Annotated in this window: 1 rRNA gene; it reads right to left on the bottom strand. The window is 59.4% G+C overall.

The annotated features are described in order from the left end of the window. Positions 1-4: 4 nt before the first annotated feature. Positions 5-3,154: ribosomal RNA gene (locus tag LY71_RS22970) — 23S ribosomal RNA — on the bottom strand. Between the last annotated feature and the right edge of the window lie 28 nt (positions 3,155-3,182).

Below are 3,182 nucleotides of genomic sequence, written 5' to 3'. Positions count from 1 at the left end.
GTGTGTGGTCAAGCCCTCGGCCTGTTAGTACCGGTCAGCTCCACACCTCGCGGTGCTTCCACTTCCGGCCTATCAACCCGCTGGTCTGGGCGGGGGCCTTACCCCATTGACTGGGTGAGAGACCTCATCTCGAAGCGAGCTTCCCGCTTAGATGCTTTCAGCGGTTATCCCTGCCGAACGTAGCCAACCAGCAGTGCACCTGGCGGTACAACTGGCACACCAGAGGTTCGTCCGTCCCGGTCCTCTCGTACTAGGGACAGCTCTTCTCAAGTCTCTTACGCGCACGGCGGATAGGGACCGAACTGTCTCACGACGTTCTAAACCCAGCTCGCGTACCGCTTTAATGGGCGAACAGCCCAACCCTTGGGACCTACTCCAGCCCCAGGATGCGACGAGCCGACATCGAGGTGCCAAACCATCCCGTCGATATGGACTCTTGGGGAAGATCAGCCTGTTATCCCCGGGGTACCTTTTATCCGTTGAGCGACACCGCTTCCACATGCCGGTGCCGGGTCACTAGTCCCAGCTTTCGCTCCTGCTCGACCCGTCGGTCTCACAGTCAAGCTCCCTTGTGCACTTGCACTCGACACCTGATTGCCAACCAGGCTGAGGGAACCTTTGGGCGCCTCCGTTACACTTTGGGAGGCAACCGCCCCAGTTAAACTACCCACCTGACACTGTTCCTGATCCGGATCACGGACCCAGGTTAGACATCCAATTCGACCAGAGTGGTATTTCAACGGCGACTCCACGAACACTGGCGTGCCCGCTTCCTCGTCTCCCACCTATCCTACACAAGCCGAACCGAACACCAATATCAAGCTGTAGTGAAGGTCCCGGGGTCTTTCCGTCCTGCCGCGCGTAACGAGCATCTTTACTCGTAGTGCAATTTCGCCGAGCCTGTGGTTGAGACAGCTGAGAAGTCGTTACGCCATTCGTGCAGGTCGGAACTTACCCGACAAGGAATTTCGCTACCTTAGGATGGTTATAGTTACCACCGCCGTTTACTGGCGCTTGAGTTCTGAGCTTCGCCTTGCGGCTAACCCGTCCCCTTAACGTTCCAGCACCGGGCAGGCGTCAGTCCGTATACATCGTCTTACGACTTCGCACGGACCTGTGTTTTTAGTAAACAGTCGCTTCTCACTGGTCTCTGCGACCCCCCTCCGCTACCCACTGCAAGAGTGTTCACGGGCGAGGGTCCCCCTTCTCCCGAAGTTACGGGGGCATTTTGCCGAGTTCCTTAACCACAGTTCGCTCGATCGCCTCGGTATTCTCTACCTGACCACCTGAGTTGGTTTGGGGTACGGGCCGCTCGGAACTCGCTAGAGGCTTTTCTCGGCAGCATAGGATCATCGAATTCGCCGCACACGGCTATGCGTCAGGCCTCACCCTGCATGCGCCACGGATTTACCTATGGCGCGGGCCACACCCTTGCACCGGTACTACCACTCACCGGCCCGACTACCTTCCTGCGTCACCCCATCGCTTGCCTACTACCAGTCCGGGTCCCCAGCTACTCCCAGCGCCTGCGTCCGAAGACGAGACACCGGTTTCGGTGGGTCAGCATCGCTGGGTCCGGCATGGGCGTTCCTTCGCGGGTACGGGAATATCAACCCGTTGTCCATCGACTACGCCTGTCGGCCTCGCCTTAGGTCCCGACTCACCCTGGGCGGATTAGCCTGGCCCAGGAACCCTTGGTCTTCCGGCGGGGGAGGTTCTCACTCCCCTCTCGCTACTCATGCCTGCATTCTCACTCGCGTGGCGTCCACGGCTGGATTCCTCCGCCGCTTCACCCGCCACACGACGCTCCCCTACCCACCCCCACCCCTGGCCGGCGTTCACGAGGAACGACGACGGGGACACGCGGGAGTGCCACGGCTTCGGCGGTGTGCTTGAGCCCCGCTACATTGTCGGCGCGGAACCACTTGACCAGTGAGCTATTACGCACTCTTTCAAGGATGGCTGCTTCTAAGCCAACCTCCTGGTTGTCACTGCGATCCCACATCCTTTTCCACTTAGCACACGCTTAGGGGCCTTAGCCGATGATCTGGGCTGTTTCCCTCTCGACTACGAACCTTATCGCCCGCAGTCTCACTGCCGCGCTCTCACTTACCGGCATTCGGAGTTTGGTTGACGTCAGTAACCTTGTGGGGCCCATCGGCCATCCAGTGCTCTACCTCCGGCAAGAAACACGCGACGCTGCACCTAAATGCATTTCGGGGAGAACCAGCTATCACCGAGTTTGATTGGCCTTTCACCCCTACCCACAGCTCATCCCCCAGGTTTTCAACCCTGGTGGGTTCGGTCCTCCACGCGGTCTTACCCGCGCTTCAACCTGGCCATGGGTAGATCACTCGGCTTCGGGTCTAGAGCACGCGACTATCGACACCGAAGTGTCAACGCCCTGTTCGGACTCGCTCTCGCTACGGCTACCCCACACGGGTTAACCTCGCCACGTACCGCTAACTCGCAGGCTCATTCTTCAAAAGGCACGCAATCACCGCCCACCCGAAGATGGCTTCACGGCTCTCACGGCTTGTAGGCACACGGTTTCAGGTACTATTTCACTCCCCTCCCGGGGTACTTTTCACCTTTCCCTCACGGTACTCGTCCGCTATCGGTCACCAGGGAGTATTCAGGCTTAGCGGGTGGTCCCGCCAGATTCACACCGAATTCCACGGGCTCGGTGCTACTTGGGATACAGAAACAGGGAGACGACCGGTTTTCGTGTACGGGGCTCTCACCCTCTACGGCGACCCCTTCCAGAGGCCTTCCACTAACCAGATACGTTTTCTGACTCCCCGCCGCCCCGGCAGGAGCGACACGACTGTCCCACGACCCCGACGACACAACGCCTGCCGGCTGTCACATGCCCTCGGTTTAGCCTCATCCGCTTTCGCTCGCCACTACTCACGGAATCACGGTTGTTTTCTTCTCCTGTGGGTACTGAGATGTTTCACTTCCCCACGTTCCCTCCACACGCCCTATGTGTTCAGGCGCGGGTCACACCACATGACTGGTGCGGGGTTCCCCCATTCGGACACCCTCGGATCAACGCTCGGTTGGCAGCTCCCCGAGGCTTATCGCAGCCTCCCACGTCCTTCATCGGCTCCTGGTGCCCAGGCATCCACCGTGTGCCCTCAACATCTTGGCCACACAAAACCTACAAACCAACCCCACGC

This window comes from Geodermatophilus tzadiensis, from assembly GCF_003002915.1.
Taxonomy (GTDB): Bacteria; Actinomycetota; Actinomycetes; order Mycobacteriales; family Geodermatophilaceae; genus Geodermatophilus; species Geodermatophilus tzadiensis.
The sequence above is the reverse complement of the archived record's forward strand: the minus strand, read 5'-3'. Positions and strand labels throughout refer to the sequence as shown.